At 37.6% G+C, this 26568-nt stretch carries 31 protein-coding genes and 1 pseudogene; 22 read left to right on the top strand and 10 right to left on the bottom strand.

Annotated features, from left to right (window positions below):
* Nucleotides 1-69: 69 nt before the first annotated feature.
* From BGM27_RS15835 to BGM27_RS15825, 3 genes and pseudogenes are all read left to right on the top strand, one after another.
* Nucleotides 70-384: a MarR family winged helix-turn-helix transcriptional regulator gene (locus BGM27_RS15835; protein ID WP_007409579.1), complete on the top strand. Its 315-nt coding sequence runs from the start codon at nucleotides 70-72 to the stop codon at nucleotides 382-384.
* Nucleotides 385-545: 161 nt separating this feature from the next.
* Nucleotides 546-896 (top strand): annotated as a pseudogene (locus BGM27_RS15830) (cystatin-like fold lipoprotein); the annotation flags it as partial.
* Nucleotides 897-1021: 125 nt separating this feature from the next.
* Nucleotides 1022-1447: a MaoC family dehydratase gene (locus tag BGM27_RS15825; RefSeq protein WP_007409577.1), complete on the top strand. Its 426-nt coding sequence runs from the start codon at nucleotides 1022-1024 to the stop codon at nucleotides 1445-1447.
* Nucleotides 1448-1712: 265 nt separating this feature from the next.
* Here the strand turns inward: BGM27_RS15825 and BGM27_RS15820 are convergent, their stop codons facing one another.
* From BGM27_RS15820 to BGM27_RS15810, 3 genes are all read right to left on the bottom strand, one after another.
* Complete coding sequence (locus tag BGM27_RS15820) at nucleotides 1713-2054, bottom strand: MmcQ/YjbR family DNA-binding protein (protein WP_007409576.1); 342 nt, start codon at nucleotides 2052-2054, stop codon at nucleotides 1713-1715.
* Between the two features lie 54 nt (nucleotides 2055-2108).
* Nucleotides 2109-2303 (bottom strand): AAA family ATPase, encoded by a 195-nt coding sequence (locus tag BGM27_RS15815; RefSeq protein WP_007409575.1) that lies wholly within the window; start codon nucleotides 2301-2303, stop codon nucleotides 2109-2111.
* Between the two features lie 89 nt (nucleotides 2304-2392).
* Complete coding sequence (locus BGM27_RS15810) at nucleotides 2393-2836, bottom strand: Rrf2 family transcriptional regulator (protein WP_007409574.1); 444 nt, start codon at nucleotides 2834-2836, stop codon at nucleotides 2393-2395.
* 197 nt (nucleotides 2837-3033) lie between these two features.
* On the opposite strand from BGM27_RS15810, the gene BGM27_RS15805 reads away from it, so the two are divergent.
* The 4 genes from BGM27_RS15805 to BGM27_RS15790 all read left to right on the top strand — a co-directional run bounded on the left by BGM27_RS15805 (nucleotide 3034) and on the right by BGM27_RS15790 (nucleotide 7015).
* Complete coding sequence (locus BGM27_RS15805) at nucleotides 3034-3672, top strand: NAD(P)-dependent oxidoreductase (protein ID WP_007409573.1); 639 nt, start codon at nucleotides 3034-3036, stop codon at nucleotides 3670-3672.
* 689 nt (nucleotides 3673-4361) lie between these two features.
* Complete coding sequence (locus tag BGM27_RS15800) at nucleotides 4362-4937, top strand: TetR/AcrR family transcriptional regulator (protein WP_007409571.1); 576 nt, start codon at nucleotides 4362-4364, stop codon at nucleotides 4935-4937.
* A 52-nt stretch (nucleotides 4938-4989) separates the two neighbouring features.
* Nucleotides 4990-5739: an SDR family NAD(P)-dependent oxidoreductase gene (locus BGM27_RS15795; RefSeq protein WP_007409570.1), complete on the top strand. Its 750-nt coding sequence runs from the start codon at nucleotides 4990-4992 to the stop codon at nucleotides 5737-5739.
* A gap of 262 nt (nucleotides 5740-6001) precedes the next feature.
* Nucleotides 6002-7015: an NADP-dependent oxidoreductase gene (locus BGM27_RS15790; protein ID WP_007409569.1), complete on the top strand. Its 1014-nt coding sequence runs from the start codon at nucleotides 6002-6004 to the stop codon at nucleotides 7013-7015.
* A gap of 580 nt (nucleotides 7016-7595) precedes the next feature.
* Here BGM27_RS15790 and desA read toward each other — a convergent pair.
* A complete protein-coding gene (desA, locus tag BGM27_RS15785; protein ID WP_007409568.1) occupies nucleotides 7596-8624 on the bottom strand; it encodes a Delta(5) desaturase DesA in 1029 nt (342 codons plus the stop codon).
* Between the two features lie 176 nt (nucleotides 8625-8800).
* Between desA and BGM27_RS20800 the strand changes: the two genes are divergently transcribed.
* Nucleotides 8801-8899 carry a molecular chaperone TorD family protein gene (locus tag BGM27_RS20800; protein WP_108725306.1) on the top strand — a complete coding sequence of 33 codons (99 nt, stop codon included), beginning with the start codon at nucleotides 8801-8803 and terminating at the stop codon, nucleotides 8897-8899.
* A gap of 446 nt (nucleotides 8900-9345) precedes the next feature.
* Nucleotides 9346-9549, top strand: a complete 204-nt coding sequence (gene cspC, locus BGM27_RS15775) for a cold shock protein CspC (protein ID WP_003156143.1) — start codon at nucleotides 9346-9348, stop codon at nucleotides 9547-9549.
* A gap of 663 nt (nucleotides 9550-10212) precedes the next feature.
* Here cspC and BGM27_RS15770 read toward each other — a convergent pair.
* On the bottom strand, nucleotides 10213-10674 hold the full coding sequence (locus tag BGM27_RS15770; protein WP_012116891.1) for a CarD family transcriptional regulator: 462 nt from the start codon (nucleotides 10672-10674) through the stop codon (nucleotides 10213-10215).
* Nucleotides 10675-11247: 573 nt separating this feature from the next.
* Here BGM27_RS15770 and BGM27_RS15765 point away from each other — a divergent pair.
* Entirely contained in the window at nucleotides 11248-11928 is a 681-nt protein-coding gene (locus BGM27_RS15765; RefSeq protein WP_007409566.1) for an aspartate/glutamate racemase family protein, read from the top strand.
* A 107-nt stretch (nucleotides 11929-12035) separates the two neighbouring features.
* Here the strand turns inward: BGM27_RS15765 and BGM27_RS15760 are convergent, their stop codons facing one another.
* Complete coding sequence (locus BGM27_RS15760; RefSeq protein ID WP_007409565.1) at nucleotides 12036-12605, bottom strand: DUF2812 domain-containing protein; 570 nt, start codon at nucleotides 12603-12605, stop codon at nucleotides 12036-12038.
* On the bottom strand, nucleotides 12592-12909 hold the full coding sequence (locus tag BGM27_RS15755) for a PadR family transcriptional regulator (RefSeq protein ID WP_007409564.1): 318 nt from the start codon (nucleotides 12907-12909) through the stop codon (nucleotides 12592-12594). Before BGM27_RS15755 ends, BGM27_RS15760 begins: the two co-directional genes overlap by 14 nt.
* Before the next feature lie 352 nt (nucleotides 12910-13261).
* On the opposite strand from BGM27_RS15755, the gene BGM27_RS15750 reads away from it, so the two are divergent.
* Both BGM27_RS15750 and BGM27_RS15745 read left to right on the top strand, forming a co-directional pair.
* Nucleotides 13262-14167, top strand: coding sequence for a bifunctional helix-turn-helix transcriptional regulator/GNAT family N-acetyltransferase (locus tag BGM27_RS15750; RefSeq protein ID WP_007409563.1), 906 nt, complete (start codon nucleotides 13262-13264; stop codon nucleotides 14165-14167).
* Nucleotides 14168-14186: 19 nt separating this feature from the next.
* Nucleotides 14187-15479: an MFS transporter gene (locus tag BGM27_RS15745; RefSeq protein ID WP_007409562.1), complete on the top strand. Its 1293-nt coding sequence runs from the start codon at nucleotides 14187-14189 to the stop codon at nucleotides 15477-15479.
* Nucleotides 15480-15573: 94 nt separating this feature from the next.
* Here BGM27_RS15745 and cotR read toward each other — a convergent pair whose 3' ends face one another.
* On the bottom strand, nucleotides 15574-16539 hold the full coding sequence (gene cotR, locus BGM27_RS15740; RefSeq protein ID WP_007409561.1) for a sporulation hydrolase CotR: 966 nt from the start codon (nucleotides 16537-16539) through the stop codon (nucleotides 15574-15576).
* A gap of 200 nt (nucleotides 16540-16739) precedes the next feature.
* Here cotR and BGM27_RS15735 point away from each other — a divergent pair, with 200 nt between their 5' ends.
* The 5 genes from BGM27_RS15735 to BGM27_RS15715 all read left to right on the top strand — a co-directional run bounded on the left by BGM27_RS15735 (nucleotide 16740) and on the right by BGM27_RS15715 (nucleotide 20337).
* The gene (locus BGM27_RS15735; RefSeq protein WP_007409560.1) at nucleotides 16740-17216 is read left to right on the top strand and encodes a DinB family protein; all 477 of its coding nucleotides are present in this window, start codon (nucleotides 16740-16742) and stop codon (nucleotides 17214-17216) included.
* A 35-nt stretch (nucleotides 17217-17251) separates the two neighbouring features.
* The gene (locus BGM27_RS15730; protein WP_007409559.1) at nucleotides 17252-17617 is read left to right on the top strand and encodes a cupin domain-containing protein; all 366 of its coding nucleotides are present in this window, start codon (nucleotides 17252-17254) and stop codon (nucleotides 17615-17617) included.
* Nucleotides 17618-17779: 162 nt separating this feature from the next.
* Entirely contained in the window at nucleotides 17780-17965 is a 186-nt protein-coding gene (locus tag BGM27_RS15725; protein ID WP_007409558.1) for a hypothetical protein, read from the top strand.
* A gap of 301 nt (nucleotides 17966-18266) precedes the next feature.
* Nucleotides 18267-18587: a hypothetical protein gene (locus BGM27_RS15720; protein ID WP_007409557.1), complete on the top strand. Its 321-nt coding sequence runs from the start codon at nucleotides 18267-18269 to the stop codon at nucleotides 18585-18587.
* Nucleotides 18588-18990: 403 nt separating this feature from the next.
* Entirely contained in the window at nucleotides 18991-20337 is a 1347-nt protein-coding gene (locus BGM27_RS15715; protein WP_007409556.1) for an FAD-binding oxidoreductase, read from the top strand.
* Nucleotides 20338-20452: 115 nt separating this feature from the next.
* Here the strand turns inward: BGM27_RS15715 and BGM27_RS15710 are convergent, their stop codons facing one another.
* Nucleotides 20453-20875, bottom strand: coding sequence for a VOC family protein (locus tag BGM27_RS15710; protein ID WP_007409555.1), 423 nt, complete (start codon nucleotides 20873-20875; stop codon nucleotides 20453-20455).
* A gap of 230 nt (nucleotides 20876-21105) precedes the next feature.
* Between BGM27_RS15710 and BGM27_RS15705 the strand changes: the two genes are divergently transcribed.
* Complete coding sequence (locus BGM27_RS15705; protein WP_007409554.1) at nucleotides 21106-22047, top strand: cation diffusion facilitator family transporter; 942 nt, start codon at nucleotides 21106-21108, stop codon at nucleotides 22045-22047.
* 63 nt (nucleotides 22048-22110) lie between these two features.
* On the top strand, nucleotides 22111-23148 hold the full coding sequence (locus tag BGM27_RS15700; RefSeq protein ID WP_007409553.1) for a flavin-containing monooxygenase: 1038 nt from the start codon (nucleotides 22111-22113) through the stop codon (nucleotides 23146-23148).
* A gap of 99 nt (nucleotides 23149-23247) precedes the next feature.
* On the opposite strand, the gene BGM27_RS15695 is transcribed toward BGM27_RS15700, so the two are convergent.
* The gene (locus BGM27_RS15695; protein ID WP_007409552.1) at nucleotides 23248-23880 is read right to left on the bottom strand and encodes a hypothetical protein; all 633 of its coding nucleotides are present in this window, start codon (nucleotides 23878-23880) and stop codon (nucleotides 23248-23250) included.
* A 305-nt stretch (nucleotides 23881-24185) separates the two neighbouring features.
* Here BGM27_RS15695 and BGM27_RS15690 point away from each other — a divergent pair, with 305 nt between their 5' ends.
* The 3 genes from BGM27_RS15690 to BGM27_RS15680 all read left to right on the top strand — a co-directional run bounded on the left by BGM27_RS15690 (nucleotide 24186) and on the right by BGM27_RS15680 (nucleotide 26527).
* Nucleotides 24186-24980 (top strand): dihydrodipicolinate synthase family protein, encoded by a 795-nt coding sequence (locus BGM27_RS15690; protein WP_023842856.1) that lies wholly within the window; start codon nucleotides 24186-24188, stop codon nucleotides 24978-24980.
* 143 nt (nucleotides 24981-25123) lie between these two features.
* Nucleotides 25124-25327: a hypothetical protein gene (locus BGM27_RS15685; protein WP_007409550.1), complete on the top strand. Its 204-nt coding sequence runs from the start codon at nucleotides 25124-25126 to the stop codon at nucleotides 25325-25327.
* A gap of 150 nt (nucleotides 25328-25477) precedes the next feature.
* Nucleotides 25478-26527, top strand: coding sequence for a Cfr family 23S rRNA (adenine(2503)-C(8))-methyltransferase (locus BGM27_RS15680; RefSeq protein WP_007409549.1), 1050 nt, complete (start codon nucleotides 25478-25480; stop codon nucleotides 26525-26527).
* The last annotated feature ends 41 nt before the right edge of the window (nucleotides 26528-26568 follow it).

The following is a 26568-nucleotide window of genomic DNA, read 5'->3' as shown; positions in this document are numbered from 1 at the left end:
GAGCTGGCTTTTTATTTTCTATATGGGGTCCAAAGAAGAAAACGAGAACTTGTACGCTAATCACAGTATTTGGTTCTTCTTGTTTTATGGGAGAAGGAAAAAATATCTGTTAAAGGTTTAGGCGAAGAATTATATCTAGACTCCGGAACATTAACTCCAGTTTTAAAACGACTTGAGGAGCGAGGTCTTATTATAAGAGAGCGTTCAAAAGAGGATGAACGAAGTGTAATTATTACGTTAACAACTGAAGGGAATGAGTTTAAAGAAAAAGTCACAATGATACCTAATGCAGTATTTGATAAAACCGGTTGTAATGAAGAAGAAATTAAAAGTTATAACAAGGAAATTCGTAATTTACTTAACATGCTGACATCTGAGCAATAGTTTTATGAATATAGATGGTGGGCCCAGCGGGTGGAATAACCCGTGGAGGTTCAAGTCCTTTCGGCCGCATCAATGATACCAAGGGTTTTGACACCCTTGGTATTTTTTGTTTATAAAAATTCATCTGTTACTGTCCACTTACTTATAGTAGGTCGTATGATTTGTCAGTCACCTTCATCCTTCTGCTGACTGCGTGCATGGTAGTAAATATGATAATGATTAATGAAGTGATGAAGCAGGAGAAGAAAATCAGAAAAGAAATGCGAACAGATTCAGATGAGTACAAAAGAGATAACGCCATAATTCTTGTATATGATGACGGGAAGTATATTCAACTTGCGTTTTATCAGCCAGAAGAAAGTTCTCGCAAGCTTACTGCTTATTCTTATTATGAGAAGCTTGGGGATTCTTATGAAGAAATGGCACATATGCCGGGTGATGGTGATGGCGACCGCCTTGGTCTTTATAAGAAAACACCTGATTATAAAGAGGTTAAAGGCAAGGAAACAAAAACAATGTGCTTGTTCATTCCTGATAGGGGAACAATCGTTTTACCGTTAAGTTGTTGTGTGAGAGCCAGTATGTTAAAATGCTACGTAGATTTAATAATAAAGTTTAGATTCAGGGAGATTTATTTATGAAGTTGGATGAATTCACCGTCGGGCAGGTTTTTCAAACTAAATCTTTTGAATTAACAAAAGAGAATATAATGAATTTTGCAGAAGTGTATGACCCACAATACATGCATTTAAATGAAGAAAAAGCAAAAATGGGCAGGTTTAATGGAATTATTGCTTCTGGAATACAAACGTTATCTATTACTTTTAAGCTTTGGATTGAAGAAGGGTGTCATGAAGACGATATTATTGCTGGGACAGGAATGAATAATATAAAATTCCTAGCACCTGTTTACCCTAATGATAAACTGAACACTATTGTTAAGGTTATTGATAAAAAACCAAATAAAAGCCAGACGGGGATACTTACTGTATTGTTATCTACCTATAATCAGAAAGAGGAAAAAGTGTTTGAAGGTGAGTTATCAGTATTAATTAAACGCTAAATGACCTTTGCGGCATATCATCGTCACCTTTCAATTTTTATAGGTGTCTGGATGAAATAAGCAATCATCTAAATTAATTGAGTGGACTTTGAGTCTGCTCTTTTTTTATTTGTTCAACCTATGTCGAGAAACAAAGGACTCACAATAACGAAAAAATCATCTCGTAAATACGAATTTAAAAATTGCTGCCTTGAGGTTTTTTTGCATATTCCTCTGTATCATTGCGCCGGGTGAATAATTATAATGAGCGTTCTATCCTTCGATGTTATATTTCCTTTTTACTTTTTAGTTTTGTCAGTTCAAAGCTGTACTTTACCATGTCATGGATTTGATGCTCTGGGAGTCCCTCATCTAAGGTAAGAGTATTCCAATGCTCCTTGTTCATATGGTATCCGGGCTTGATTTCTTCAAAAAGACCACGTAGAAAATCAGCCCTTTCAGGTTCGCATTTAAGGTTGACACATAAGTGTTCGTCGCGAGTGAAGATAAGTGCAAATATTTTCTTATTCCCTTTGTGCCGAATTGCAGTCCAACCATCTCCAAAAGGATGGTCTTCATAAGAGTTTGGAAAGGTTAGGCAGTAATCTTTTATTTCACCATAATTCATTATCAATTCACTCCATACCTCATTATTTTTATATACAGAACATATTCGTTCAAACTAAGATTTGCGGTTTCTTTTATACCAATCCGAGATTTCCTCAAGTCTTTGTTTGAACTTAGCTTCTGAACCTTGAGTTGTTGGATAGTAATACTCACGTCCTATTAAAGAATCTGGCATCGTCTGCATTGTCGTTAATTTTTCCTTTTTATCATGAGCATATTTATATCCCTTACCGTAATCTAAATCTTTCATCAAAAGGAGTAGATTTTATGTCTGCTCTTTTTCATCAAAAAGCCATTTTTCTTATCCCCAGTCTGATAAAAGATTTTCTGTGAAATCATTTAAAAATTATTGGTCAATTTTTCTTTTTCAATAATATCCTTTACCACATCCTCAATTGTGATATGCCCAAGAGCTTTTTCCAAGGCAGATTGGGCGATTTCAAATATTGGACCAATTGTACTTTGAATGTTCCGGCCTACAGGACATTGAGGATTGGGATTTTCATGTATACTAAACAATTCTTTATCTTGAACAACATTAACTGCTCTATAAACATCAAGTAAGGTGATTTCAGTTAGATCCTTCGCTAATTCAGCTCCTGCAATACCTGGCCGTACATTTACTAAACCTGCTTTTTTCAGCATCCCCATAATTTTTCTTATTAAGGCGGGATTTGTATTTACACTTCCAGCTAAAAATTCAGAAGTGCTAATTCCGTCTTCATTTATTTCTATAAGAGCCAATATATGAATTCCTACAGCAAAACGGCTGCTAATAGACATGATTTCTTCACCATCCTCATTACTTTACACTCTTTATAGTACACTTGTAACTGAATGTATTACAAGTTCTTTTACTCTAATATGCTCAATTAACAAGATGATAAAAGTATTGACAAATAAATAAGGTGTAACTAAACTTATTACATGTAATCGATATGGTTACATTTAAAATTTTGAATGATTAGGAGGACTTTAAATTGAAAATTGGAATCATTGGTGCAACCGGAAAAGCTGGAAGTCTTATCTTGAAAGAAGCGGTAAGCAGGGGACATGAAGTAACTGCAATTGTAAGAGATGCTGCAAAACTTAAAGAGGAAAAGATTGCAGTCATTGAAAAAAATATAATTGATCTTACATCGGATGATCTAAAAAAGTTAGATGTAGCAGTTAATGCCTTCGGTGCTCCATTAGGAGAAGAACAGGCACATGTAGATGCTGGCCGGGCATTAATTAGGGCATTAAAAGGAACGGATACAAGAGCCGTAATTGTAGGTGGAGCAGGGAGTCTTTATGTAGACGAAAATAAAACTGTCAGTGTAATGGATACACCTGATTTCCCGGAGATTTTTATTCCGACAGCTAAAGGGCAAGGTCGTAACTTGCAAGAACTAAAGGAAACTTCTGATATTAACTGGACATTTATCAGTCCTTCAGCGGTATTTGACCCAGACGGGAAAAGAACTGGATTTTATCAGTCAGGAAAAGATCATCTTCTTGTGAATTCGAAAGGCGAAAGTTATATCAGCTATGCAGACTATGCAATTGCAGTATTGGATGAAATCGAAAATCCAAAACATATAAATGAACGCTTTACAGTTGTTGGAGAAGCTGAATAAGTTATTGAGTAGAACCAAAGGGTACCATTAGCGTCATCGCTAATGGTATCTTAGATTAAAGCGGGACGGAAAATAAAAAAGGGGAGATAATTAATGAAGATTAGCCGGACTTTGTTTGCAGTCATTTTATTGGGTAGCATAGCAGGAGTGGTTTTAACAAATAATGTCCCTATTATCAAAGCTCCTTTTCAAGTTGCTGATGACAGAGTAGGTGCTTAGTGAGTTGGACCAAAAAAATATGTATAAAAAGCTCTGACTAGCAACTTTTTGGATTAGTTAGAGCTTTTTTATTTGACTGTGTTACCCAGTGTAATCCTCCGTATTGTTTAATACACTTTAGTTTGAAAATCCGGGAAACTCTTCTACAGTTCCTATTTCGTGTCCAAAGTGTGAATATTCCAGCGGGGAACTTTACTGAAATGAGGGGTATTTTCGAAAACACACCAGTATGCTTTATGACCTGCCGTCAATGACATTAAAGAAATGATTTGATGAAAAATAAAAAGGAGCGATATTCGTTAAAATTCAGGTAGTAGCCATGCATAGCATATAAAACACATGATTTAATTCTAAATTCTTTACTGATCGTTCTTAAATTTGATATACTTGAAATACGTCAGATCTAACTGTTTTGCTACTCAAATGAGAATGATCGTTCTTTAATTATTTAAGAATGAAGGAGGGATAACATGGCTAGAAATAAAGAATTTGATGAAAAAAAAGCATTAAGAAAAGCAATGGACCTGTTCTGGGAACAGGGGTATGAAAAAACATCCATGCAAGACTTGGTGGACCATATGGGCGTTCACCGCAGAAGTATCTATGATACATTTGGCGACAAACATACTTTATTTATGCGAGCCTTAAGTCACTATGTAGAAGTAATGGAAGTAAGAATGAAGAATGAAGTGAAAACAGAATTAACGGTTAAGCTGGCTATACGAAAATTATTTGAAATGGTTATTTACCCAAAAGAAGATCAGCCAAAAGGATGTTTAGCTGTTAATGCAGCTGTTGAATTATCCCTAATAGATGAAGAAGTAGCTAAGAAAATCACAGAGATTTTTATAAATGCGGAATCCTTATTATTTGATCTGCTCAAACATGGACAAGAAAAAGGGGAAATTCCTAAACACTATGACATTAAAGGGCTTTCTCAATTCATTCATAATTCACTTGTAGGAATACGAGTATTAGCAAAAACGACAAATGATAAAGAGAGATTAGAAAGTATTATTAATTTCACTTTGTCGACACTAGACTAAATCTATTTTGTGATATTGATTAATTAAAATATGATTTCGAGGAGAGAATAATATGAAGTACACAGTTATTACAGGAGCAAGTTCAGGTATAGGCTATGAAACTGCATTGGAATTTGCCGCTCGCGGCAAAAACTTAATTATTGTAGCTAGAAGATTAGAGAAATTAGAAGCGCTTAAATCAGTCATTCATAATTTAAATCCTGATTTAGATGTTATTATTCGTACAAGTGACTTATCTGTCACAGCTCAGGCATACACACTGTATGACAATTTAAAGGAATATCAAATTGAGACTTGGATTAATAATGCCGGGCTTGGTGAATCTTCTTCTGTCACGGATCAGAATTTAGATAAAGTGGAAACCATGCTACGTGTAAACGTAGAATCCTTAACGATTCTTTCTACACTATTTGTACGTGATTATTCGGATGTAGAGGGAACTCAGTTAATTAACGTATCATCAGCACTCGGATATGCAATTGCTGTTGGCAGTATTACTTATTCTGCATCTAAATACTTTGTCAGTGCATTTACAGAAGGCCTTGCAAAAGAACTTGAACGCAAAGGTGCGAAAATGAAGGTGAAAGTTTTAGCGCCAGCAATCACGGAAACAGAATTCATGAAAACTGCATCTGATACGAAAGAATATGATTACAAAGCAAATATCCCGATGTACCACACAGTTGAGCAAGTGGCGAGTTTTATGATGGAGCTTTATGATAGTAATCAAGTAGTAGGAGTTGTAGACGGAAACTATGAATTTCAATTAAGAGATCAAATCTATCCGATTCTAGAGATGTAATATTTCAAGTTATTAAACCTATATAACGATGCTCTACATCAATAACACTAGGAAGATGAGAAACATTTATTCACAGTATCGGTCTATAAAATTTAATTATTTGAGAATGATCGTTCTAAAAATGACTGCTGTTTAGGTGGAGGGTTAATCATAAAATTGGAAGTCAGACTTCGCTAAAAGAAAGATTCCCCTCCACCTAAACGATTATATAAAAAGGTAAAAACCTAATAAACGTAATATGATAGAGGATGCTGATAAAAAAATGAAAACACTTATGAAAGCAGCTCAGATCACCAAGTATTCAAAAGATCTCTATGCCCAAATCAATGACATTCCAATTCCAGAAATCGATGACAATGAAGTCTTGGTAAAGGTCAAAGCTGCGGCAGTCAATCCACTCGAAATGTTAATTATTACAGGCAGCGTGAAACTGATTCAAGATTATGAATTCCCATTAACGCTTGGTAATGAATTGACAGGAGTTATCGAAAAAGTCGGAAAAAATGTGGCAGAATTTCACGTAGGAGATGCCATCTATACACGTCTCCCCCTCGAAAAAATTGGCGCTTTTGCGGAATATGCCGCAATTGATGCTGCCGCAATTGCACCCATGCCAAAAAATTTGTCTTACGTGGAAGCCGCTGCTGCACCACTGGCTGGACTCACAGCGTATCAAGGTCTGCATGAAGAACTTGAGGCACAGTCAGGTAAATCTGTCTTCATTCCAGGTGGATCAGGCAGCTTTGGTCAGATGGCTGTACCAATCGCAAAGGCAATGGGCCTAAATGTCATTGTTAGCGGCAGCTCAGAAGCGCGCGAACGCATTTTGGAAATGGGTGCAGATCAATATTTGGATTATTCAACAGAAAACTATGTTGACTTGTTGTCAAATGTGGATTATGTGATTGATACACTGGGACCTAAAGAATTTGACAGTGAATTGAGTATCATCAAACCGGGCGGAAGATTGCTCTCTCTCCGTACAGGACCAAATAAACGCTTCGGAAAAGACCGGAATTTTCCATTGTGGAAACAAATGCTATTTTCCCTTGTTGGCGCAAAGTATGATCGCAAAGCCAAGAAACAAAACGTGGAATACCATTTTATCTTCGTTCGTTCTGACGGCGCACAACTTAAAGAGATTACCAAAATCATTGAAGAAAACAACATTGCTCCAGCAATTCATCCAATACAATTTACCATAGACAACGTAAATGAAGCGCTAGAACTAGTCGCAAATGGACGGCCAAAAGGGAAAGTGATTATTCAATTTTAAGGGGAATACAAAGAAAACAGTCAAAAAGTTAAGATCGTTTATGCAAAGGATTTTGAAAGGCAATATTAAGGTGTTACAAACCGCGAGTTCTGCTGATTAAGAAATGGAAAGATAAAAAGCTAGAACAAATCATAGAAAAACTTCATCAAGCCAGAGTTCATTATAAAACATGGAGAACTAGCCATTTCAATTAGGCGGTTACTCTAATAGACATGTCACCAGTAACAAGACATTAACTGTCTTGAAATGAAAACCTACTCCATTTTTACTCCCAAATAAAAATAAATCGAAGTAAACATTCATAATCAAAATAAACAAATGCTGATATTATAGGCTTTTGTAATTCATAATAAAGAATCACTTTATTGAGGGCCCAGCGGGTGAATAACCCGTGGAGGTTCAAGTCCTCTCGGCCGCATCCTAATGATACCAAAGGTTTTGACACCTTTGGTATTTTTTTGTTGTAAGTGCATGTGGCAATTAAAAAAGTGCTGACCTCTGCACAAAATCTTTGCGCGAGTCTGCACTTTTATTATGCAAGATACACTGCCCATTATCATCGATTATGGGAGTAGTTTATTTAATCCGTTCTTAGCCGAGCTGATACCTGGCTTTTAGAAGTTTTTTTTAAGTGGGTAAAACCAACAAATTTTTTGCCTTCTTCATCCCATAGGCGGAACTTTAACGACTTAATACTTGTTGCCAGTGTGATGGTCGGAACGTTTTGCAATGGTTCAGTGTTGTTATGCACGATTTCAAGCTTATAGTTTGGGACTCTTGGGCTTAAATGATGAACATGATGGAAACCGATATTGCCTGTTAACCATTGCATGACTTTTGGAAGCTTATAAAAAGAGCTTCCTTCAACGGCTGCTTTTACATATTCCCAATGCTCATCTTCTTCGAAATATGAATCCTCAAACGTATGCTGAATATAAAACATCCAAATTCCGAGGGATCCCGATATCATAAAAATTGGTGTCTGGACCAGCAGAAAGTTTTGCCAGCCGATAGCCCAACATAAAAGTGCTGCCAAAGCGACGATCCCCAGGTTCGTTACATATGTATTCATCCGTTCTTTGCGTTTTGCCCCTTTACGATTAAAACGATTGGTAATCCCGAAGACGTAAATCGGTCCGATAATAAACATAACAAACGGATTTCTGTACAAACGGTACATTATTTTTGTCTTAGTTGAGGCTTCCTTATATTCCTCAACAGTCAGTACCCAAATATCGCCCGTACCGCGTTTGTCCAGGTTGCTGCTTGTCGCATGATGGACAGAATGATCGTGTGCCCAATGATCAAACGGATGCAGAGTCAGAATTCCTGTTATTGTTCCAAGGATTCGATTCGCCTTTCGGTTCTTAAAAAAGGAATAGTGGCAGCAATCATGAAAGATGATGAAGGTTCTCACTAAAAAACCTGCCGCAACGACAGAAATCGCTAATGTAAGGATATAAGAAATCGATAAGCTCTTATAGGCCAAACACCATAACAGGACAAATGGCACCAATGTGTTAATGATTTGATAAATACTTTTTTGTAAATCGGACTTTTCATAAGGTGTAACCAGTTTTCTCAAAGTCCTTAGGTTTTGTTCATTCATTTTTAAAAGTTTCCCCTCCCCTGATGTTCTTCTAAGTAGCGAAAACGTTTGTCTTTGAAGTCACAGCGTCATACACCATAGATGATAAGTATCTTTCCCATTCATCTGTGAAATTATTGGAAATGAGATACTTGTTTCCATCTCGATTAAATCTTTATTAGCAATGGCCAGCCGGGATACAAAAAGCGTATGAAGATTATACCCGGCTCTTTATCGGGCCAAACTCTCTCCATGCTCCCCAATGTGAATCGGTTTATTTAGACCGTAAATTTTGATTGTTTGAGGAACAAACATGACAAGTTAATACTGTTAAAATAGGGGTATACCTGAGTGATCGTTTGGAAACATCTGCAGAAACAAAGCTGTACCAGTGAACAGCCAAGAATATCTTGTACTTGAACAAGAAACAGCTGAGCTTTTTAAAGAAATCTTTAACAATCAATATGAAGTACTGGGTTTGAAGGCACTCGTGATTCATTTTCACGGTGTTTTCAAACCATAGCTATTAATAGGCATCTTATTTTGCACTGGTATCGACAGGTTTAACAAATAAAACATGAATGAACACATTATTAATTTGCAGTTATTTCCGTTTCGTGATATGATAAAGGAGAATTATTTTTGTTCGTGTAAAGGATAGTATGAATATCGACTTTTCGTCTTGATGATACTTTGGGCAAGGATAGTAATACAATGTGTAACACACTAGGAGGCAACAAAAATGGAACAAGGTACAGTTAAATGGTTTAATGCAGAAAAAGGTTTTGGATTTATCGAACGTGAAAATGGAGACGATGTATTCGTACACTTTTCTGCAATCCAAAGTGACGGATTCAAATCTTTAGACGAAGGTCAAAAAGTAACGTTTGACGTTGAGCAAGGTGCTCGCGGAGCTCAAGCTGCTAACGTTCAAAAAACTGCTTAATCTTCAATCGTTTATACAAACAGGCTCTTTATATAGGGCCTGTTTTTTTATGTTCTCTGTATCATAGTGAATAAAAAAACCCTACTCAACGTTCGAGTAGGGACAGTTGCTACAAGGTAAGAAAAAGGTTTAAAACCTCAAAGGATTGTTTACAGTATAACATACCGGATTGACGATATGTGGAATATATATAAATGATTTGTTTTTATGTTCTCAAGATAACTGTATGTTATTCTTTGTTACAATTCGCATATCTCTTTTATGAAAAGAAGATAACCAACTGCTATTCACTGTGGAAGCAGATGTAAGAAATTCTTAAAGATAAAGAGGGGAGTGGTTGTTTTTTCTTCTGGAAATAATCACTTAGACCTAAAACAATGAAAGCCCTGCCTCTCTTCCATCCTTACGGCTCCTTGTCCGTGCCAGTGTGAATCAGGATTACAAAAATCAAGTGACTATTTCATCGAGTTTTTTGATAAAACATCAAATGTTCGTTGAAGAAATTTTTAATAATAAAAACAGATTAGATTGTAGGAATAATAAAAGAGGTTAATGTTCTAAAAGTAAGTTGAAGAAGTTAAGCGTCTTTGAAATATTTTAATCGTAATATTCCGAAAACTTGCGGGTGCTTTTTGGAATGCAAAACATTATTTAAAATTAACCTTAGCAGAAACTTTTTATTTGTTTTTCAGTGATTCCTTTAATGACTTCCAGTTCACTAATCAAAAATTCATATGCATTATCCAACATTTTTTTTTCGCTTGAATTAAGTGCTTTTTCTTTCTTCATTCGCATTAAATCACGTACAACTTCAGCGCCTTCTTGTATTTCACCCGTTTTTATTTTGTTCGTGTTTACTATATACCTTTGCTTCCACGGCAGTAACTTATCTGATTCTCCATGCTGAAAAATGTGTATAATGTGTTTTAATGCACGTATATCAGTAACTGGCCGTATATTTGAACTCAATATTTTACGCGTTGGAATCATAACTGTCATATTACTGATTGACATTCTTATGACATAATACTGTTGTTTTTCCTCTAAGAATTGTTTTTCTTCTATGGCTTCAATTGTACCTGCTCCGTGCATTGGATAAACAATGTTATCGCCAATTTGAAACATATAATCCACCTCCATATATGGGAACTTAACTTAAGGTTATCATATATGGAGTGAGATATCAAATTTTTAATGATAACATGGTCATTTATTGGTGTCAATAACTTTTTTTAAAAAAACAACATCAAAACAAGAGGGAACCTGTGGGATTCCCAAAAAAGGAAAGATCAATTCAATTGGTCCGTGTATATCTTGGAATCTCGACTAATTAACAGAGATCAGTTTTTCGTTGAAAATGAGTTATTAAATCTCCTTTAGGAGTTCATGACTTGACATCAATGACACTTTACTAATCTATATGGGCACAATTTAATCACCGATTTTTAACCATAATTCATGAAAACATATAGAAGTGATGAAAGTGGAGGATAGAGAGTGTAATGAAAACAAGCTTTCATAACCTTAATGTATCTGCCATTCTTCTGCGTGCGGCGGAATTAGATATGATAATTCGATTAATGAAATGATAAAATAGGAGAAGACAGCCAAAAAGAAATGAGAGCAGATTCAGATGAGAAACACAAGAATAACTCATCGTGATCGTATTCGTACACATTTTTACAGAGGAGGACAATTATGATTGGAATACTGGCAGGAATGGGGCCAAAATCTACTGGGCCATTTGTAGATAAGGTAGTAGACGAGTGCCAAAAAATATATGGAGCAATACATGACATGGATTTTCCTCATATGATGATTTATTCCTGTCCGACTCCTTTCTATATGAATAAACCTCTCAATCATACGGACATGGAAAAGGCAATTATTGAGGGGGCTGTAAAGCTTGAAAAAACGGGTGTTGATTTTATTGCCATCCCATGTAATACCGCACATATCTATTTTAACCAAATAAAAAAATCGATTTCAGTCCCTTTACTAAACATGGTTGATGAAACCATAAATAAAATACCTAAAGGCTCAAAAAAAGCAGCTCTTTTAGCCACCGTTCCTACGGTTCAATCTGGAATATTTCAAGAAGCGTTAAACAGAGAAGGTTATGATTTTTTACATCAAGATAGTTGGCAAATCTATGTCGATCACATAATAGAAAAGATTAAACAAGGTCAAATCGATGAGGCTCGTACATTATATGATGAATTACACCGTGACTTAGCAGAAAAGGTTGATACGGTTATCATTGCATGTACGGATTTAAATATGGTCACGGATCAAAAAAGCAGCGAACTTACCTTTGTTGATTCATCAGCTTGTCTCGCTCAAGCCATTGTAAATAAGTATGTATTATTAACAAAATAAGCCGTCTGATTTATCAGCAAATTCAGGGCGCTTTTTTTCCTTTAAAGCGCCCGGCTTCGGCAAATACATGATCCTCGAGTTACTTCTTTGAATGTAACTTCCCCGCGTTATTGTTCTTTTAACATTGAATACTTTCGATACGCTTTATAGAAACTGCAGCCAAATAGAACAGCCATAAGGGCGGGAAGCGACCTCAAAAGGGCAAATGGAGTTTCAAATAAAAATGCTTTCCAAAACATTGCGCTTTCCATACTCCACAGACCTTCAGTTAAATACAAACCTGAATCCTTGTAAATCAAATAAGAATAAAACAAGCACAGTAACCCAAAACAAGATGAAAAACTCATTAGTCTTTTATAATAATTACTCTTTGATTGGCGATCCGAGAAGATTTCATTTTGATCATCATCTTCTTTTTGCCAATATCGAGTTCCGCTAAGCCATGGGCTGTTTATATAACTCCAGCCGAAGTCTTCATAGATCTCTTTGTAGTCTTTGAACTTTTTCTTTGATAAATAATCTTGATAATCCAGTCGCATTACATATTTTTTGTCGGTTTTTTCGAAAGTGTATATTCCTAATCCGCTGATATTTGTACAGTGATAGCCTTTTTGTAGGTGCTCGTTCAGCCATTGCTCCTCTTTTTCAATATCAAAAAACATCTTACATTTCTTCATTCGATTCACTTCCTTCGTGCAGGGATAAAATATGAAGTAATCTGTTTTGTTCCATTTTCAAAATGGCGCTTCCTTCCGCAGTTATCATATAAACTTTTCTCCGGCCCGATTCTCCGACAGGTTCAATCCAGCCATGCTTATTCAAGTTTTCAATCGCGCCGTATAATGTGCCGGCTGCTAAAATAACAGTTCCGTTACTCATCTTTTCGATCTTCTGCATGGCAGCATAGCCATGAAGCGGCTCCCGCAGAGCTAATAAAATATAATGCATGGTTTCAGACAGCGGTAATAATTTATGTTTCATATCCTCATCCTCTATTCAGTCTGACTATATAGTTAAACTTAATACAGTTCAACTGAATAGTCAATGGTCTTTTCAAAATTTGTCAAAGGAACTTGAAAATCAAATCTAAAAAGTCGCTTTTCTTACGTAATGGAAGCGACTTTTTGTATGTCCATATTGACGCCAAAAAGAATTTATCGCGGTACGTAGCTGTTTTCCGATGAAGCAGTGTCGTTTATTTTCAATGTGTTTTTTACGGTAAGAAAATCATCAAATTGAAAGGGGATGAAAATTAATAGTTGACTCAAGCAACTGTTTCGATTACGATGGAAAAAAGTTGCTTAAGTCAATCTTTTGGAGGAGGTTCATCAATTTGGAAACAAAACGTGTTTTGGCATTCAGACAATTTAATAGATTTTATACTGATATTTTGGGTTTTCTAAATGAACATATTTATGACAGTCCATTCTCTTTAACGGAAACCAGGATTTTATACGAAATTTATAATACGCCCGATTGTACAGCAAAAATCATTCAAGAAAGGTTAGACTTGGACAGAGGATATGTGAGCAGAATCATCAGAAAATTCGAAGAAGAAGGCTTCATATACAAGCAAAAATGCAGAGAAGACGGACGCAATCATTTCCTTTACGTAACCGCATCAGGGGAAAGTATTTATAAAAGTCTGGAGAAAAAAGCGAATCAGCAAGTTGAATATATCCTTGAACGCATAGACAAAGAAGAACAAGAAAAACTTGTACATTCAATGGAAACCATTCAAAATATTTTGCAGCATTCTTTTTATGATAAAGAATCTCCGATTTCAATAAGAGACTATTATACTTCAGAGGATGTCAAAAACATAATTGAGAAACAGCGATTATTTTATGCCGAATCCCATGGCTGGGATGATACATTTTTATCCTATCTTCACGATACGTTTAAAGCTGATATTAAAAAAATATGGGTGGCAGAAAGCGGAAATCAATTTGCGGGTTGTATCGGCTTAGTGAATGACGATGAAAAAACAGGACAGTTAAGGTGGTTCTTAGTCGATCCGTCTTTTCAAAGAAAAGGTGTCGGCAGCCGTCTGATTAAGGCGCTTGTTCAATATTGTAAAGAAAATGGATACGAGCGTATATTTCTTTGGACGGTAAGAGACATGTCAACAGCCCGGCCATTGTATAAAAAGAACGGATTCGAAATTACAGAAATTCATGAAGAAAAACCTTTATGGGGATCAAATTTGATAGAAGAGCGCTGGGATTTGGAATTATAAATAAAAGTGGGGGAGATAGATGAGAGTAAAATATCACTATGCATGGATCATTGTGTTTGTCACTTTTTTTACCTTTTTAGCAGTTCAAGGCGCGCGTCTTTCATTTGGAGCTTTTGTTGAACCATGGGAAAAAGATTTTTCTATGAATAGAGGAACAATCTCACTTATTTCCACTCTGAGTTTTATCATATATGGCATATCTCAGCCCATAATAGGGAGGCTGGTTGATAAATTAGGTCCCCGAATGATTTTGTCAGTCAGCACTTTCGTAGTCGGGGTCAGCTTTGTATTGACTTCTTTTGTGAATCATCCATGGCAATTATTTATCCTTTACGGAATTGTTATCTCAGTCGGTGTTGGAGGGGCATCCAATGTAGCCGCAACAGTGGTTGTTACAAATTGGTTTAATGAAAAACGCGGACTTGCTTTTGGAATTATGGAGGCAGGGTTTGGCGCGGGTCAGATGCTTCTTGTTCCCGGCTCTCTCATTTTGATTCAATGGTTTAACTGGAAGTTAACTGTAGTGATTTTAGGTCTGCTTTTAATGGTTATTGTGTTTCCTGTCATACTGTTATTTTTACGGAATCATCCCGGCGAGATGGGGCTATCTCCTATGGGCGGTTTTATGAAAGCAGAAGCTGAAAGTGAACAGCATACGGCCCGCTTTTCAGTTTGGACAGTGTTTTGCAAGAAACAATTCTGGTTTTTAATATTACCTTTTGCTATATGCGGTTTTACAACTACAGGGCTAATGGATACCCACCTTATCCCTTTTTCTCATGACCATGGATTTTCAACAAGTGTAACCAGTGCCGCAGTTAGTGTATTGGCGGGATTTAATATATTGGGGATAATCATCTCAGGAATTGCGGCAGACCGTTGGAGCAGTAAAAAGGTGCTTATTCTTTTATATGTCATACGCGCATTATCAATTTGTATCCTGTTATATAGTCATCATCCGGTCATATTACTTATTTTTGCCACCCTGTTTGGACTAGTTGATTTTGCAACTGTAGCTCCTACTCAAATGTTAGCCACGCAATATTTTAAACAATATTCAGTTGGTTTTATTTTAGGCTGGTTATTCCTGAGTCATCAGATAGGATCAGCGCTGGGAGCTTATGTACCAGGTTTTCTCTATAGTGAAATGGGTAACTATGATCTTTCTTTTTATTTCTCAATTATTATTTTGTTGGGAGCGGCAATATTTACTTTCTTACTGCCTGAAACGGTGAAAATAAAAAAAGAACAAAAACCGAAGACCGATTCAGCTTCAAATGAAACAGTATCCCAGCGTGTGAATACCCCGTGAAGGTCCAAACCCTCTCGGCCGCATTAATAATACCAAGGGTTTTGAGTCCCTTGGTATTTTTTGTTCATTGAATTATTATAAACTTCTAACTTAGTTAATGGCTGTCGTTCCAGTTTCTCTCTATAAATGTATTCGCAGGCTGTAAGTTGGTTTTGTTCGCAATTTCAATGACAGCGGGAACCACGGAAGGGTCTGTTTTGGAGAAGTTCGGAATCCGCGGATCTAACCGGAAAAAGCGATCTCCCAGCAGATTCGCGCTGACCATGGATTCATAGTAGCCATTTCCGCCGGAGATCATCTGAAGAAATGGCAGTAAAGGTTCATTAGGCGACCTGTCCAAAAGGACTCCCCAATTTGGAGGAAGGTTCTTCAGATTTTCGGGACGTATGTTATCCGCACTTACCATTCCCCATCCCCTCGTATCTCTTCTTAACCGAGTCGGGGCTTCACCTGTACCGATGGATAGCGCCGCAATTTGATCCAATGGCACGTTGGCTTTACCAACCGCAAACGCGATACTGGCCGTACTGGGGTTCGTTGCCACTACATATCCGTCCACGTAGTTTTGATAGGCGCGCTGCGTCGCGGGAGCACCGCTGCTCCGCAGTATGACATCACTCACTTTCTCATTTAAATAGGGAGAGCCGGGAAAGTTGTGAAATAATACGGGCGTCCAACGATCCAGTGCCGGGGAGTATAATTTGAATGAAGGGACAACAATTCGTTTTCTTAGATCTTTAAGGCGAAGGCCTGGCGGGAAAAAGTTTCGTACCGCTTTAATAAAACCGGAATATGGTAATTGTTGATTGAAAACAGGTCCGCCCGGCCGGGACGTGCTGAATGCGGGCAGGATTTCATCCTTAAAATACTGAAGTGTTTCCCTCGGAGATCTTCCGCTTGCTAATGCAAGGGCAGTAAATGAACCGATTGAATTTCCCGCAAATACATGGGTTCGGCTTATTAATGCTGGATTTTCTTCAGCCAGTCTGTTCAATAGTTGTAAACTTAAAGCACCTAAGGTACCGCCCCCGTCAAAGGTCATGATCCGATACTTTTCCAAAGCTGATTTCTCCTTTCTGATGAAAACTATCATTCAGTATATGTTCAGCCAGAGTCTATTGTATGGATGAATGAATATCTTCTTATCTTAAAAATGGTTTGATTATCAATCCAGCGAGTCGGGAAAGAATATGTTTTTTATTTGAAGAGGTTTTTTCCGGGAAGAAGGAGAATTATTTAAAAATAAAAGGGGGAAAATACTTGAATACAATTGACCTTATTATTTTACATTTTGAAGAGGTAAGACGGCGAAGCATCAAGTTATGGACAGCTATACCTGAGGAAAAAATGGACTGGCGCCCGGATTCCGAAGCCATGTCGTGTAAAGAAATGATAAGACACATATTAGAAGCAGAATTTCTTTATCATCAAATTTTAATGAAAAATATGAGTGAGTTTTCAGAGGAAACTATTAATCCTTATGAATCAAAAACGTTTACCACAGTAAACGAAGAATTAGAATTTGCAAAACCGTATCGGGCCGAGTTTTTGACATTCATCAAATCGTTAAACGAAACAGATTTAACAAATATAAAGATTGACAGGTCTGATGTTGGATATATTCGCGAACTAGGAGACATGTTATTAAGAATCGCTTACCATGAGTCCGTACATACCGGTCAGCTTTTAGACTATCTCAGAACTGCTGAGGTTGACAGGCCTTTAATTTGGGACTAGTTAAATATTTGAGTTTTACAAGGAAAGCGGAAAGAATGGAATATAGACCGATTAATTTTCAAGAGAAATTAGCTGCGTTCCAAGATCAATGGTCTCCAAAAGTAATCGCTGAAATGAATGATTATCAATTTAAACTTGTTAAGGTACAAGGGGATTTTGTTCGGCATAAGCATGACGAAACAGATGAAGTCTTCATTGTCATTAAGGGTAATTTAATCATTGAATTTCGTGATGGAGAAGTAACATTAAATGAAGGTGAAATGTTTGTCATTCCGAAAAATGTTGAACATAAACCTTATGCAGAATCAGAGTGTAACATTTTGCTTGTAGAACCTAAAGGTGTTGTGAATACCGGGCAGGAAATAACTGATCAAACAGCTGAAAATGATGTCTGGGTCTAGCCTGTAACAAAAAACGATCAAAACTTCGAAAGATCGAATGACGATTAGAGAAAATGATCAGGAAAACCAATTAAGAATGATTTAAGGTAAATTATTGAAAAATTTTGTTAATATTATAATACATTGTTTTGAAATGTAATCATTTTATAAGGAGTTTTCTAATTGCGTTGGAGTAAATGGTTCAATATTTTTTGTATAGCAGCATTGGGGTCAATATATGGCTATAAATTGTTTACTAACCAAGAAGTCAGTACGACTCGTTTAATCATAGCTGCTGCAATTATCTTGTGGAACATTGTCGGACTTTTTAGCAAAGAACCAGTAAAACAAACACAGCAAGCAAACTAAAAGCCAAAAAACACTTTCCAATCGTTCAACAAAAAGTTGGTACAGAAGGATGCTGCAGCGTGCAGCATCCTTTTTATCATTTTCACAAAAAAACCAAGGGTTTAACCCTTGGTTTTTTCGTAGTCTCCCTTTTTACGCTGCTTATCATAAACATTTAAGTTTCATCAAGCATCCAGAATCTGTTGTATCGATAAATGAAAATTGCCCTAAAATGTGCCGGTTCATCATAATACCAGTCCAAGCTGCAGTTATTTCTATACATAGTATGTAGAGATTAAAAAATGAGAGAAGGAGTGGCGTAATGTATTATAACGAAGGTGAAGATCAACAGTACGTTCAGAAGAAAAAGCCATACAACGAAGCCTGTGACCTTGGCCATGATTTTGATATGGCGGACGACGCAGCAAGAGCGGAAGCAGCAAGAGAAGCAGAAGCGAGAGCCAGAGCGGAAGAAGCAATAGCAAGGGCGGAAGAAGCAAGAGCCAGAGCAGCAGAAGCAGCAAAAGCAGCAGCAGAAGCAAAGGTAGAAGCGGCAAAATTAGCAGCCAAAGCGAAATGTAAAAAACGTCATAAGAAAGAGAAAAAACAGGATTGCAAACGTAAACACAAGAAGAAAAAATAAGAGCTTTTAATCATGTAAAAGATAAGATTCAATGTGTATTGATTTTATCCGTACAGGGATGCAAAAACGCGATAAAGAAAAAGATTCTTGTCGGGGGATCAAGCAGAAAGATTGCTCAGCCGGTTTCTCAGCAGAACCACGCATGGCAGGGCAAACATAACTTTTCTATGGACTTCCATAGTCAGGTCAGAATATCACGCCAATAAATGTAAGTGCCTATCATGATAAAAAAGGCAGGAGAGACAAGAGTTTCGGCAGCTTGCCGTTCTTGTCTTTTTTTTGTTTTTATATCATCTTCGCGTATATGTATCTATTTTTAAGTTTGCAGAACATCTGTCTAAGAATTTGTCCAATTCCTACATATACTGGTATCGGAATCAAATGCTTATTGGGAGTGAAATAGATGGGATCAGCACAGTTAACAGGACGCGTCATCTTCAAAGGGGACCCCGGCTATACACAGGCGGTTAAGAATTGGAACCCTTATGTTGATGTCTGTCCGCTTGTCTTTGTTTTTGCACAAAATTCATACGATGTAAGTAATGCTATTAAATGGGCTCGTGAGAAGAATGTGCCTTTGCGTGTCAGAAGCGGCCGCCATGCTCTGGATAAAAATCTTTCCACGGTAAGTGATGGGATTGTTATTGATGTGAGTGACATGAATAAAGTTTTCTTAGATGAAAAAAACGCGGTAGCAACCGTTCAAACCGGCATTCACGTCGGCCCGCTTGTAAAAGGTTTAGCTCGGGAAGGTTTTATGGCCCCGTTCGGAGACAGTCCAACCGTCGGAATCGGAGGAATCACAATGGGAGGCGGATTTGGAGTGCTTTCCCGATCGATCGGCCTGATAAGCGATAACCTTCTCGCACTGAAAATGGTAGATGCCAAAGGCAGGATTATTCAAGCAAATCAATCCCGCAATGAAGATTTACTGTGGGCTTCCAGAGGCGGCGGGGGAGGCAATTTCGGATATAACACCCAATATACATTCAAAGTTCACCGTGCCCCTAAAACCGCAACCGTCTTTAATATCATTTGGCCGTGGGAACAGTTAGAAACGGTATTTAAAGCGTGGCAAAAATGGGCGCCGTTTACAGACGAACGATTAGGATGCTACCTTGAGATTTACAGCAAAGTAAATGGCTTGTGCCATGTGGAAGGATTGTTCCTCGGTTCAAAACCAGAGCTGGTTCAATTATTAAAACCTTTATTAAATGCCGGAACGCCGGCACAAACAGTAATCAAAACACTATACTACCCGGATTGTATAGATTTCTTAGATCCTGACGAACCGATTCCCGGCAGATCTGATCAGAGTGTTAAATTCTCCTCGGCGTGGGCGCTCAATCTTTGGCCGGAAGAACCTATTGCAGTAATGAGACAATTTTTAGAAAAAGCGACTGGGACAGAAACCAATTTCTTTTTTATCAATTGGGGCGGCGCGATAAGCAGAGTACCAAGCAGTGAAACAGCCTTCTATTGGCGCCGTCCGTTGTTTTATACGGAATGGACGGCTAGTTGGAAAAATAAATCACAAGAAGCTTCGAATCTCGCTTCAGTTGAAAGAGTGCGTCAGCTGATGAAACCATATGTAACAGGTTCATATGTGAATGTTCCGGATCAAAATATCGAGAACTTCGGAAAAGCATATTATGGCTCAAACTTTGCAAGGCTTCAAAGAATAAAGGCGAAATACGATCCCGAAAATGTATTCCGTTTTCCGCAAAGCATCCCGCCATCGTATAAATAGTTTGATCGTTTTGGGAAACAAATAAAATGCTGCGTTTGCATTCTAAACATCATTATTGGAGCACACCAGAACATTCAGGTGTGTTTTTATTGATGTTTTCATTTCTGAAATGTGGTTATTCACTTATATCCCAGTGCGGATTCCAAACGATTTCCCATAAGTGTCCATCGGGGTCTTGGGAGTGACCGGAGTATCCGCCCCAAAAAGTATCATGAGCGGGATCAGTTATCGTTGCTCCTGCCTGTTTTGCCTGTTCCATGACTTTATCGGCTTCAGCTTTACTGCCAACATTATGTCCTAATGTAAATTCTGCAGGGCTTGGCGCAGTTAACGTAACGTTTGTTTCATGTGCGATGTCTTTGCGGTTCCAAATGGCAAGTTTCAGTCCTGTTTGTAAGTCAAAAAAGGCAACTGCATCATGTTCAAATTCTGTACCGACTATTCCCTCTGTAGGCAGACCCAAGTCATCTCGATAGAAGTGAAGCGATTTTTCTAAATTGTCTGCGCCTATAGTAATTACTGTAATCCGCGGCTTCATAGCAATGCAACCTCCCAAGCTAATGATAAGAAAATTATAACAATCATTGATCAAGAGCAATATAAAGTATTGGACATTTTCATTGAAAAGATTTTGACATTTCAGTAAAGAACCTATATATTCATATATGAGCACATAATCATATATGATTATTTTTTTGTCCATGTTAGAATGCTTCATAACAGAAAAGAAATAATAAATACAGTGTATGAGATAAGGAGGAGATTTTTATGGGTCACAATCACAATCACGCTGGCGGATCCAATAAGAAGGTTTTATTGATCTCTTTTATCATGATTACAGGTTATATGATAATAGAAGCGATAGGCGGATTTTTAACCAATAGTTTAGCGCTTTTGTCAGATGCAGGCCATATGCTGAGTGACTCGATCTCATTAATGGTTGCTCTGATTGCTTTTAAATTGGCCGAAAAAAAGGCAAGTCATCATAAGACATTCGGCTACAAACGATTTGAGATTCTCGCAGCTGTGATAAACGGTGTTGCATTAATATTGATTTCCCTTTACATCATTTATGAAGCAATCAAACGTTTCTCTCATCCGCCGGAGGTAGCAACAACCGGCATGCTGACGATTAGTATCATCGGGTTAGCTGTAAATATATTGGTCGCTTGGATTATGCTGAACGGCGGAGATACAAAGAATAACCTGAACATAAGAGGGGCTTACTTACATGTGATAAGTGACATGCTCGGATCTGTAGGTGCCATACTGGCTGCGATCCTTATCATCTTTTTCGGGTGGAGCTGGGCAGATCCAGTGGCCAGTGTCATTGTGGCTATTCTTGTTCTGAGAAGCGGTTACCATGTGACGAAAGACTCCATTCACGTATTAATGGAAGGAACTCCGGGAAATATCGATGTCACTGACATCATTCATACAATTGAAGAGACAGAAGGAATTCAAAGCATTCATGATTTGCACATATGGTCTATCACAAGCGGATTGAATGCTCTTTCCTGCCACGCAGTTGTTAACGATCAACTGACCATTTCTGAAAGTGAAAGTATTTTACGCAAAATTGAACATGAACTTGGAGATAAAGGCATTACACATGTAACCATTCAAATGGAAACAGCAGCGCATAATCACGACAATACGATTCTTTGTCAGGCCCAAACTGAGAATCCGCGTGACCATCATCATCATTAAAGAAGGAAATAGGGACTCACTTTGTCTGCTGACAATTAAGATAAAACCGGAGGGGGGATTCATATGTACGACACGATAGTAATCGGAGCCGGTCAGGCAGGAATCTCAGTAGGATATTATCTAAAGAAGTCGAAACAAAAGTTTATCATTTTGGATAAAAGTCATGAAGTGGGAGAAAGCTGGAACAACCGGTATGACTCATTGGTTTTATTTACTTCTCGAATGTACAGCTCTTTGCCTGGAATGCAGCTTGAAGGAGACAAGCATGGACTCCCTTCAAAAAATGAAATTGCTGCTTATCTGAAAAAATATGTTGAAAGATTTGAAATCCCGATCCAATTACGGACAGAAGTAATAAGTGTCCAAAAATTAAAGAACTATTTCTTAATAAAAACAAACCGGGAAGAATATCAAACGAAGAATCTTGTGATGGCCGCAGGTCCTTTTCATACCCCTAATATTCCATCAATATCAAGGGATGTAGCCGATCATATTCATCAATTACATTCTTCACAATATAAACATTCAAAACAACTGGCGCCTGGGAATGTACTGGTAGTCGGCGGCGGGAATAGCGGGGCTCAGATAGCTGTTGAATTATCCAAAGAAAGAGTTACATATTTGGCTTGCAGTAATAAACCGGTTTATTTCCCTTTATGGATTGGAAAAAGAAGCATCTTTTGGTGGTTTGATAAATTAGGAGTTTTACATGCAAGTCATACATCAATATTAGGCAAGTTCATTCAGAAGAAAGGCGACCCCATATTTGGGTATGAATTAAAACATGCAATAAGACAGAAGAAGATCATCTTAAAACAAAGAGTCATAGCCGGAAAGCAAAATGAAATGATTTTTAAAGATTCATCTTCATTAGAAGTAAACAATATCATTTGGGCAACTGGTTTTAAGAATCCGCTTTGTTGGATGAAAATAGAAGGTGTTTTGGATAAGGAAGGCCGAATTATACATCACCGGGGTGTTTCAGCTGTGGAAGGATTGTATTTTATTGGTTTGCCTTGGCAGCATAGGCGAGGTTCAGCGCTGCTTCAAGGTGTAGGAAATGATGCTGAATACATTGTAAAACAAATGAACGGCGGATAGACAGAGGAGAGCAGTAACTTACGTGTTTACTGCTCTTTTTTTGTGTTGAATAAGTCCGGTTATGTGACTGTGTAAAGCCGAAAAAATCTTTTGGCTTAATTAATAAGAAGATCCCTGACTCATTGATTGTGCAACATTCTGACGTACTTCCCGAGCTAACTGCGCGGCACGTAAGGAAGCCTGCCAAATAGCCGGACTCACTGCAGATTGACTGATGGATAATGCCTGTTGTGTGGCTGGAACCATTGGTCTTAGGAGATTTTCCGCCTCGTCTACAGATGACGCGTATTGGTGACCGGCTGCTCTTCTCAGGTCTGCTATCGCTGCGGGGAAGTTTGACCATAGACGAAGTATTGAATTCATGCAGCCAACCATAAGAGGAAAATGAGGAGCCCGGCCTTGTCCGGCGGCGAGAAGCTCTGCTGCGCCTAAAGCGGAATAAACGTGATAGCTCAACGGAGTAAGATATTTCGCGTGTACAGTATGAAGTTCTCGTAATCCCCAAGTGTCTGGAAGAAATCTGAATTCTGAACTCATACCGCATCCCAGAGCGAGTGCTCTGCTGACAGCCTGCAAGTGTTTCACTACCGCAGCCATTGATTGTTGAAAGGAGGATGAGTGTATTGGAATTTGTTGAATCGCAGATAAATGGCTTCGCATTTTATGATTTGCCTGGCTTAAATCAGGCTGCTGTCTGTAATCATATACATAATACGGATAATAATAATACATATCTAAACTCCCTTTATGAATGACTTTTAGGAGCAGGATATGCACCCAGATTGTTTTTGATAAGGGCATGTGCCTAAATTATCCATCAAATGTTGATGAGTCTGAATATTTTAGCCTTCCAAAACCAATTGGATAAAACAATTATGGCCGAAGCAATGAAGCAGGCTCTCTTTGCCTGCTTTTTTTGTGTGTCGGCCTTTACATCTGACATGTTGAGTTATCTGAAACTGTACCTTTTTAAATGTCAGACAGTGTTATATGATACTCTGCAGATATTCAAGAATATGTACTTGGAGGACATTCTCATGCGAAATTTTAATGTTGCTATCCCTACGCCTTTTCATGAAGATGAAAGTTTATATGTAGAAGGATTTGATGCTATTGTCGAACATTTGAAAAACAGCGGTATCCATTCGTTACTCATATGCGGTACGACTGGTGAACAGCATTCACTCAGCATAGATGAGCGTCTTCAGATCATTGAGTATGTTAATCAGCGAAAATTTGAAGATGTTGAACTGATGTTCGGTGTTTCAGCCGTAAGAACCAGTGATGCTGTCAAACTGATGAAACACATCGAGAAAACCAATATTGATTCTGTACTGATTGGTTTTCCTCCTTATATAAGACCGACACAGCAGCAAGCCGTTTATTACGTTGACGAACTTCTCAGTCATACCTCTAAAGAGGCTGTGCTTTATAATAACCCCGGCCGGACCGGTTTTAATCTGAGTGAGAAAGCGCTTAAAGACTTAATAAGCCGGCATCCCGGGATAAGGGGGCTGAAAGAAGGAGGAGACGTTCTGCGTCATAAACAAACAGAGTTCCCTGATCACTTTATTTTGTTTGCGGCAGGGGACGTTGAATTTCCGAAGATGCTGAGTAACGGGTGTAACGGCCTGTCAAGCATGACCGGAAATGTCTATCCTGAAGAAATCAGAGAAAGCTTCAGCAGCTTATCAGAAAATAAACCGATTAATCTGGATCGAATAAACGATCTGATTGCTGAAGTGACAAATCATCATACTGTCATGAATATAAAAAATCACTATAGGAAGATTGGGATTCAAGCAGGCAGCTGCCGGTCACCCATTATATAAGAAATGTTCCGTCGCGGATAAGTGAAAAATGTGATCAGCGCGCTTTCTGTACTTGGATTAGGCTTAATAAGCAAGTTATATAATACTGTCATTAGCGGGGGCGTAAGCATTTGTTTAGCTTTACATAAGGGAAACCTTATGATATGGTGATTATTGCTAATATTGACAAGAAAGAGGTGAAAGCGATGATAACGATTTATGGAATTTTGTATGGTAAAAATGCAAAAATTGGAAACATTTTGGCGGACAAAGGGAGCAGTCTGTCCTTTTTTAAGCCAAATCACCATACAAAAACAGTTATCGGTGCTTTTTCTCTATGTCAAATAAACGATAATCCAATGACATAATGTCCTTGTTTATTTGTGCATGATGTTATTTAAGCGTAACACCGATAATTGTGTCGGTGTTTTTTTGTGCCTGATTTTAAAAAAAGGTTAGATGATCACTCCCTTCTATTTACTCAAACAAACAAGAGTATTATGGAAGGATGAGAAAACATGCAACAAAAAAACAAGTATATAAGAATTCAAGAGTTCCTGAAGCAAAATAAATTTCCTGATTTTAGAATGAATCAAATCAAAAATGCTGTATTCCAAGGGAGAATAAATCATTTCAATGAAATAACGGTTCTTCCTAAATCCTTGAGAAAATTGTTAATAGAGGAGTTCGGAGAGTCAATTTTAAATATTGCTCCTTTAAAAGTGCAGCATTCTGAGCAAGTTACAAAAGTCTTATTTGAAATTTCAGGAGACGAAAAAATAGAAACGGTTAATATGAAATATAAAGCCGGTTGGGAGTCATTTTGTATATCCTCGCAGTGCGGCTGTCATTTTGGCTGTAAATTTTGTGCAACAGGAGATATTGGTTTAAAACGCAATTTAACGTCAGATGAAATGACTGACCAAATTTTGTACTTTCACTTAAAAGGACATTCAATTGACAGTATTTCTTTTATGGGAATGGGAGAAGCATTAGCGAATGTACAAGTTTTTGATGCTTTACATGTGCTTACAAATCCGAAGTTGTTTGCTTTAAGCCCTCGCAGGTTATCTATTTCGACCATAGGTATTATTCCGGGCATTAAAAAAATCACTCAGGATTATCCGCAGGTCAACCTGACGTTTTCATTACATTCTCCTTTTAATGAACAGCGAAGCAAGTTAATGCCGATTAATGAACGCTACCCGTTATTGGAGGTAATGGACACATTAGATGAGCATATACGTGTGACCTCAAGAAAAGTTTATATTGCTTATATTATGCTGCCGGGAGTTAATGATTCTATTGATCATGCGAATGAAGTAGTAAATCTTTTAAGAAGCAGATATAAGAGAGGGAACTTGTTCCATGTAAACATCATTAGATATAACCCGACTGTTAGTTCACCTATGAGATTTGAAGAAGTAAATGAGAAACAAGTTGTAAACTTCTATAAAAAATTAAAGTCAGCAGGAATTAACGTGACCGTCAGAAGTCAATTTGGCATTGATATAGATGCTGCTTGCGGACAATTATATGGAAATTATCAAAAAAATAAGAACCAATAAATCAGGTGCAGAACTCGGTTTGACTTCATATTATTTCATTT

This window comes from Bacillus sp. FJAT-27001 (assembly GCF_019039175.1).
GTDB classification, from domain to species: Bacteria; Bacillota; Bacilli; order Bacillales; family Bacillaceae; genus Bacillus; species Bacillus velezensis.
The sequence above is the reverse complement of the archived record's forward strand: the minus strand, read 5'-3'. Positions and strand labels throughout refer to the sequence as shown.